Source organism: Dongia deserti (assembly GCF_003574735.1).
GTDB lineage: Bacteria > Pseudomonadota > Alphaproteobacteria > Dongiales > Dongiaceae > Dongia_A > Dongia_A deserti.
The window spans coordinates 65,399-72,885 of the sequence record NZ_QORW01000026.1; the positions used below are offsets into that span (position 1 = coordinate 65,399).

The 7,487-nt window shown below is 61.5% G+C and carries 7 protein-coding genes; 4 read left to right on the top strand and 3 right to left on the bottom strand.

The window, feature by feature from the left end:
• Positions 1–581: 581 nt before the first annotated feature.
• The 3 genes from DTX69_RS27290 to DTX69_RS27300 form a co-directional block, all read right to left on the bottom strand.
• A complete protein-coding gene (locus DTX69_RS27290; RefSeq protein ID WP_119304752.1) occupies positions 582–1,277 on the bottom strand; it encodes a pentapeptide repeat-containing protein in 696 nt (231 codons plus the stop codon).
• A 129-nt stretch (positions 1,278–1,406) separates the two neighbouring features.
• On the bottom strand, positions 1,407–2,165 hold the full coding sequence (locus tag DTX69_RS27295; protein WP_119304753.1) for a competence/damage-inducible protein A: 759 nt from the start codon (positions 2,163–2,165) through the stop codon (positions 1,407–1,409).
• Positions 2,166–2,261: 96 nt separating this feature from the next.
• Positions 2,262–2,639, bottom strand: a complete 378-nt coding sequence (locus DTX69_RS27300; RefSeq protein WP_119304754.1) for a hypothetical protein — start codon at positions 2,637–2,639, stop codon at positions 2,262–2,264.
• Positions 2,640–2,670: 31 nt separating this feature from the next.
• On the opposite strand from DTX69_RS27300, the gene sfsA reads away from it, so the two are divergent.
• The 4 genes from sfsA (at position 2,671) to DTX69_RS27320 (ending at position 6,363) form a co-directional block, all read left to right on the top strand.
• Positions 2,671–3,369 (top strand): DNA/RNA nuclease SfsA, encoded by a 699-nt coding sequence (gene sfsA, locus DTX69_RS27305; RefSeq protein WP_119304755.1) that lies wholly within the window; start codon positions 2,671–2,673, stop codon positions 3,367–3,369.
• Between the two features lie 87 nt (positions 3,370–3,456).
• Positions 3,457–4,305 carry a type I methionyl aminopeptidase gene (map, locus tag DTX69_RS27310; protein ID WP_284736110.1) on the top strand — a complete coding sequence of 283 codons (849 nt, stop codon included), beginning with the start codon at positions 3,457–3,459 and terminating at the stop codon, positions 4,303–4,305.
• A gap of 4 nt (positions 4,306–4,309) precedes the next feature.
• Complete coding sequence (locus tag DTX69_RS27315) at positions 4,310–4,900, top strand: JAB domain-containing protein (protein ID WP_284736108.1); 591 nt, start codon at positions 4,310–4,312, stop codon at positions 4,898–4,900.
• 146 nt (positions 4,901–5,046) lie between these two features.
• Positions 5,047–6,363 carry a tyrosine-type recombinase/integrase gene (locus DTX69_RS27320; RefSeq protein ID WP_119304757.1) on the top strand — a complete coding sequence of 439 codons (1,317 nt, stop codon included), beginning with the start codon at positions 5,047–5,049 and terminating at the stop codon, positions 6,361–6,363.
• The last annotated feature ends 1,124 nt before the right edge of the window (positions 6,364–7,487 follow it).

Sequence of the window (7,487 nt, forward strand, 5' to 3'; positions counted from 1 at the left end):
CAACCCCTTACGGGGAGCAGATTTTCGTACCACTTCGACTTTCGCCGCCGCCGTGTTGGCGTTTGTGGTCTGGACTATCCCTTCGCCATAGCTTCTCGGCCACAGGCGCCGCCCGTCTAGTCTCTACACCTTCCCCTGAAGGGCTTGGCTCGGGATCGGCTTGGATTGCTCCTTTAGCTTTCCCCGACTTTGAGCGGTTCTACTCCGTGAGTTTCCTCGCGGGCACTCCAATGAAGTCTGCTGCGTATACCGATTTCGCCACGTCCGCGTTCGTTGTTCTTCTCCTTCGTCGTGCCACAGCGCGCCTCGCAGCATGAGGTGAATAGCCGGCGGCGATCGAGCCTGTGGCTCCTAGTTGGCTCCTAGCGCTCGAGTGCTTCGAGGTTGTTGGCCCCGCACGCCCTGCGCAACTCACCGTTTCCACATGAAGTTTTACCAGATTGCGGCAGGACGCCGCACCCTAAAGAAAACTGTTTTTAAGTCCCTTGTGTCTACCAATTCCACCACGCGGGCGGCGGCGCATGGGTAACACGAGGCTGGTTGGATCGACAATGCCTCGCCCGCGCGGGCCGAGCCCGGGGCTATTCCGCGTCTTGGGTGGCGCAGGGCCATTCAGAGGGAGCGGTCAATTCTGAGGGCAGCTTCGTGGACTTATCGCCGCAGGTTTCCGCGAGCTGTTCCTGCTCCAGGTTCTGCGCCTGGCTCAGGTCCGCGCCGCGCAGGTCGGCGAGATAGAGCTCCGCGTTGCGCAGGTTCGCCCCCGCGAGCAGCGCACCGCGCAAATCGGCGCGCGCCAGATAGGCGCGCTCGAGATTGGCGTCAGTGAGATCGGTGTTCGCCAGCGACGCCCGTCCCAGTTCCGCCTTCTCCAGGTTGACGCCCACCAGCTTCGCCTCGCTCAGCTTGGTGCGATGCAGCTCGGCCTTCACCAGCACGGCGCCAGTTAGGTCCGCGGCGCGCAGGTCGGCGCGGTCCATCATCGCCTTGGAGAGATCGGCGCCTGCCAAGTTCGCGCCGCCAAGCCGGGCCGAAGACAAGTCCGCCTCCACCAGCACCGCCTTGCTGAGATTGGCGCTGGTCAGGTCGCTGCGACTGAGATCGGCGGACTGCAGGTTCGCGGAGCTCAGGTCCCTCCCCATCAGCAGCAGCTTCGACTTGACGCATTGCGTCCAGTTGACCGCGGGTCGCGGGTCGTCCTTGCAGGCCGCTGCCGCCGGGCCAGCCGCGATGCCCGGCAGTGTCATGAAGGTTAGCAGGGCGCACACAATGCGTTTCATCGCGTCTCCAGGTCTCCTGGGCGAGTCAACCGCTTGGGCCGCTCGTTGTAACCTTACCCGAAGGGATAGGCCCGTGACCTTGACCACGATCAAGGCTGTGCACTGGTCAGAGTTTCTGGCGTTCCTGCGCTATTCCTGCGGTTCGCCCTCGATCGGCTCCGCCCCCAGCGAGCGGATGAGGGTGCGCAGTTCCTCGGCGCCAGCCTTTAGGGCGCTGTTGTCGGTTCCGCGCAGCACGAAGCTGGCGCCGAACCGGCCCTGCCGGAAGAACGGATAGGAGCCGACCTCCAGCTCCGGGTAGCGGTCCTGCAACGCGCCAAGTCCCTTCGCTATCACGCCCTCCCCCACATGAGCGGAGATCGTAACGGACAGCACCTTGTCACCGGTTCTGAGCCTGCCTTTCAGCCCGTCGAACATCGCGCGGCATATGGCGGGCACACCGGCCAGGACGAACACATTGCGGATCTGGAATCCTGGCGCGATCGACACCGGATTCTCGACCATCGTCGCGCCTTCCGGCATATGCGCCATGCGCAGCCGCGCCTCGGTCAGGTTCGCCTCGCCATAGTGATTGGTGAGCAACCGGACCGCCCGCGGGTCCTTGATCAGCGGAACGCCGAACGCCTTCGCGATGCATTCCGCCGTGATGTCGTCATGGGTCGGCCCGATCCCGCCGGTCGTGAAGAGGTAGTCATAAGCGGCGCGCAGCTCGTTGACAGCCTTGATGATCGCTTCCGGCACGTCCGGCACGACCCGCGCCTCCATCAGGCGCACGCCGATCGACGTCAACTCGGTCGCGAGATAGTTCAGGTTCGCGTCCTTGGTGCGGCCAGAGAGGATCTCGTTGCCGATGAGAAGGACTGCGGCGGTGACAATGTGGGTGCTCATCTGGATGGATCGACGTGTTTGCTTTCGGCGAGATGTAAGATATCAGATTTCAGATATCAGGATTCAAACCTCTGACATCTGGCATCTGACATCTGATTACTGAACGGGCGAATAGCCAAGCTGGCGCATGCAATCGTCGACGAACTCGTCGAAGCGCTGGCGGCTCCGGTGGCGAGTGATATCCTGGGATACGCCCGTATCGATCGCGCCCTGCGTGTCATCCAATACGACCGACCGGTCCTGCTCGATATCTGCATCGGTCTTCTCGTGCGAACGCGCCACACGCTTGCAGGAATCGAGATCCGCCTCGGCCTGCTCCGGTGTCACGCCGGGCTTGGTCCAGGATGTCGTGGTCGAAAAGAGCGAGCAGCCCGCCAGCAGCGCAGCCAGGCCTATCGAGGTCAGAGTTCGCATCCGATTGGTCCATTCGAAATTCGGCGCTACCTTGCCGGGATCGAGTCGAAGTTGCAACATGGCGCCAGTTCCTTAGCCTGCCTGCTCTTCCATGAAATATGCACAACCCCTGATCCCGGCGACTCTGCTGCGCCGTTACAAGCGCTTCCTGGCCGACATGCGGATGGCGGACGGCAGCCACACCACCGTCCATTGCGCCAATCCGGGGTCGATGCTGAGCCTGGCGGTCGCGGGGCGGCGCTGCTGGCTCAGCCATCACACGGGAACAGCGCGCAAGCTCGCCTATTCCTGGGAGCTGGAAGAGGCATCCACGGGCTGCATCGGCATCAACACCGCCCGGGCCAACATAGTCGTGGCGGAAGCGCTAGCGGCCGGTGCCATTCCAGAGCTGGCGGGTTGGCCGATCGCGCGGCGGGAGGTGCCGGACGGCGATGCCTCGCGCCTCGATTTTCACCTATCCGGCGGCGACGGGCCAGACTGCTGGCTGGAGGTGAAGAGCGTGACCATGAGCCGGCAAACCGGCTTGGCAGAATGGCCGGACGCCCGAAGCAGCCGAGGCGCCCGACATCTGGAGGCGTTGTCCCGACTCGCCGCCAGCGGGGCGAAAGCGACCCTTCTGTTCCTGGCGCAACGGCCGGATTGCACCGCCTTCCGGGTCGCCGGCGACATCGACCCGGCCTATGAAGCGGCACTTGCCGCCGTGGACCGCGCCAAAGTGCGGATTCTGGCCTATGACTGCGCCGTCTCGCCGGACGGGATCGAGCTACGCAAACCTCTGACAATACTGTAGAATTGATGCCCTGAGGGGAATGCAGGCCTGGATGGCTTGCGTGGCGGTGGGTTCGACCGTATCTATCCCCCGAGGAGACGAGGGATGATGCGTGAAGTTCCAGGCACCCAGATGCAAAAGAAAGACGTCGTTGACGAGTGGGACTACGAAGATCGCAAGATCAAGATCCACGATGAGGCGGCGTTCGAGGGGATGCGCAAGGCCGGCAAGCTGGCGGCCGAGACGCTCGACTTCATCACCCCCCATGTCGTGCCGGGCGTCACCACGGATGAGCTGGACCGCCTGTGCCATGGCTTCATCGTCGGCCACGGCGCGATCCCGGCTCCGCTGAACTATCGCGGCTTCCCGCGCTCGATCTGCACCTCCATCAATCACGTGGTCTGCCACGGCATTCCGGGCCCGAAAAAGCTGCTGGATGGCGACATCGTCAACATCGACATCACGGTGATCGTCGATGGCTGGCACGGCGACACCAGCCGCATGTTCCTGGTCGGCAAGGTCGGCGTGCAGGCGGCGAAGCTGGTGGACGTCACCTATGAATGCATGATGCGCGGCGTCGAACTGGTGAGGCCCGGCATCAGGCTCGGCGAGATCGGCCACGCGATCCAGACCTATGCCGAGAAGCACCGCTATTCCGTGGTGCGTGATTTCTGCGGCCACGGCATCGGGCGTGTGTTCCATGACTCGCCCTCGGTCCTGCATTTCGGCCGGCCGGGCAGCGGTCCGGTCCTGAAGCCCGGCATGTTCTTCACGGTCGAGCCGATGATCAATGCCGGCCGCCACGAAGTGAAGATCCTCGATGATGGCTGGACCGCCGTCACGCGCGACAAGAAGCTGAGCGCGCAGTTCGAGCATACGATCGCCGTGACCGAGACCGGCTACGAGATCTTCACCCTGTCCCCCAAAGGCTGGGATCGCCCACCCTACTCCGCGTGACATCGTGCCCGAGGACGCGCCCGATAAGCCGCATTATCTGGGCCATCGCGAGCGCTTGCGCGAAAAGTTCCTGGAACAGGGGGCCGAGGCTCTCGCCGACTACGAGATCATCGAACTGTTGCTGACTCTGGCGCGCCCGCGCATCGACTGCAAGCCGATCGCCAAGGCGCTGCTGAAGCAGTTCGGCAGCTTGCCTGGCGTCATGGCCGCGCATCCCGATGCCTTGCGCAAGGTGGACGATGTTGGCGACGGCACCATCGTCGCGCTGAAGCTGGTGCAGGCGGTCGCGCAGCGCATGCTGAAGCGCGAGGTGCTGGACAAGCCCGTGCTCGATTCCTGGAACAAGGTGCTGGATTACTGTCACTCCGTCATGGCGCATCAGCGCGAGGAGCAGCTGCGCCTGTTCTTCCTCGACGGTCGCAACGCGCTGGTAGCGGACGAGATGCAGAGCAGGGGCACGGTCAACCACACGCCGCTCTATGTGCGCGAGGTGGTGAAGCGCGCGCTGGAGCTCGGCGCCTCCGCCTTGATCATGGCGCACAACCATCCTACTTGGCCCTTCCTGATCACGCTCGATCACGCATCTACTGCTTGAATCACAATGATTTTTTGACTTGGCGCACTCCCGGGTGCAATGGCATATTGGGGGCTGTTCCAGGGGATTGGTGGCGGTTTTGACCCCAGTCGCCGGCCCCGGTTAGCCGTCTCGCGACCCCACTCGAAAGCCGACGGGAGAGCCCAGTGCCGAGCTTGACAGATGGAGAAATTCGCCGAGCGCTGAAGCGCGCGGAGGAGACGGGAAAACAGGTTAGCCTCGTCGATGGCGAAGGTCATGGCACCGGCCGGCTCGTTCTGGTGATGAAACCCATGCCGACGCGCGTCACCGCTGACTGGATGGTGCAGCAGTGGCGCGATCAGAAGCGGCTCAAGAAGAAGATCGGCTCCTATCCATCGATGCCCCTCGGCGAGGCCCGCGAGATATTCAAGCGAGATTTCGCGGACATGATTCAGCGGGGCCGTAGCATCAAAATCGCTGGGGACACACGACCTGGCACGGTCGCTGATCTCTTTGAGGCGTACGTCGAGCATCTTAAGAGCAACAATCAATCTTCATGGAAAGACGTCGAGAAGGGTCTGAACAAGATAGCCGATACTCTCGGGCGAAATCGGCCGGCACGTGAAATCGAGTCCGAAGAAGTCGTCGAGGTCATTCGGCCCATTTATGAGCGCGGCAAGAAGTCAATGGCCGATCACGTTCGCAGCTATATCCACTCCGCATTCAGTTGGGGCACGAAGTCCGAGCACGATTACAGGAGCGCGAAACCGCGACGGTTTCGCCTCGTCTACAATCCAGCGGCCGGTATCCCCACAGAACCGAAAGTCGTTGGTACCCGCTGGTTGGACGAGGACGAGTTCGTTCGGCTCTATCGCTGGCTCGAATGTCCCGACACGCCAGTTCATCCGCCTTATACCCGCGCAGTTCGCATTCTGATGCTCACGGGGCAGCGCGTCGAGGAAATAGCGGCACTCCATATCGATCAATGGGACGCCAAAGAGCGGATTATAGACTGGTCGAAGACCAAGAATTCGAAGCCGCACGCGATCCCCGTGCCGGGGCTCGCGGCCGAGCTCATCGAGTCGATCAAGCCCAACAAGTCTGGCTGGTTCTTTCCGTCCGCGAAGGATCCCTCGAGGCCGATCAGCCACGGGACGCTCTACAGCTTCATATGGCGACAGCGCGACCGGGGAGTCATTCCCGTCGTGACCAACCGCGACCTGCGCCGGACTTGGAAGACGCTCGCTGGCAAAGCGGGCGTATCGAAGGAGATCAGAGACAGACTTCAGAACCACGCGCTGCAGGATGTCAGCTCAAAGAGCTACGATCGCTGGAACTACATGCGGGAGAAGCGCGCGGGCATGAAGAAGTGGGATAGGTTCGTCACTGCTCTGCTGACCAAGAAACGCCGTCCAATCAAAGGGCTGGAGGATGATGCATCATCTCAACGCCCGATCCGGGAATCACCCTCGGTCGCCGGCGCACCTCTTGCGGCCGAATGATCGCAACACAACAAGCCATTCATCCTGGTCCGACCCACGACAACACCGTTATGAGCGGGCAGCCTAGAGCCAGAAAGCTAAGAGATCCAGAGTGTTATTGATCAAGTCAGCTCAATCTGGCTACACGGAGTTTCAATGAGTTAAATGCATTTGCGTGCCCTCTGCGTGCCCACCTGAACTGCCCTCGCCGTCGCTTTGACACCCTCGTACGATCGATGTTGCGCGCAGCAGTGGGCTGCGGGCAACATCGATGTATGCAGAGTTCCGCCGATTTGCGCGTAGCTCGAAACTCACGCCACGATCTGATCCAGCCCCTGCTGAACAGCCACTTGCACTCCGCCGGCGACAAAATAAGCGGCGTCGAGCACCGTGCTGTCGGCGAATTCGAATTGCTCGTCTTGCACTTTCGGCAACACCGTTGCGAACGGGTGCGCACCATCGCATGAACTCCCTTGTGAGGGGAATTCGCAGGGCAGAACGTTGAGAGTTCAAGACTGTAGTTGATTGATAGGTGAGTCTCGCTACATACAGTTTCAATGCGCTATCTGCATTTGGATGCCCATTGCGCGCCCAACGCTGATCATCCGCAGGGGCACAGACATCCTGTTTTGGACTCTTGCCGTCCTCACCTTTGACGCTGGCATTCATCTCAATCATGTCAAAGATGCCGGTGATGTATGCAACGCAATGTGCTTGGGCCGAATAGTAGAGCGAGTCGGAGGGCGACACTGTGCATCGCTCATAGAGACTCTCGCCAGTCTCAAAGCCAGCCCAGCAATTGGAACCGTAGATTGCTGCCACCGACGCGACGACCAAAGCGGAAGTCTCATTCTGGCCCCCCTTTATCTCGCCCCGTTCATCGAACCATAGCTCAATGCCACTAGTCGCCGTTCGGCCGAGTTGATCAGGATGCGACCCACCCAGTCCACCCAACTATGGCCGCCCCTGTCGAAACCATTACACGATTCTAGGCCCCTTTTATCAGGTCAAGTCGAGGATGAAGGATTGGAAACCAGCCGCTTGATCCTGGCGGACGAATCCTAATGTGTCGAACAGGCGCAGGCTTGGCACGTTGTCGTCTTTGACTTCTGCAAGGAGTCGGCAGGGCCCAGCATCGGCGCGCA

Excerpts from the sequence above, each read along its gene's own strand:
- DTX69_RS27300 (WP_119304754.1), bottom strand. The coding sequence starts at position 2,639 with ATGTTGCAACTTCGACTCGATCCCGGCAAGGTAGCGCCGAATTTCGAA.
- DTX69_RS27290 (WP_119304752.1), bottom strand. The coding sequence starts at position 1,277 with ATGAAACGCATTGTGTGCGCCCTGCTAACCTTCATGACACTGCCGGGC.
- sfsA (WP_119304755.1), top strand. The coding sequence starts at position 2,671 with ATGAAATATGCACAACCCCTGATCCCGGCGACTCTGCTGCGCCGTTAC.
- DTX69_RS27295 (WP_119304753.1), bottom strand. The coding sequence starts at position 2,165 with ATGAGCACCCACATTGTCACCGCCGCAGTCCTTCTCATCGGCAACGAG.
- map (WP_284736110.1), top strand. The coding sequence starts at position 3,457 with ATGCGTGAAGTTCCAGGCACCCAGATGCAAAAGAAAGACGTCGTTGAC.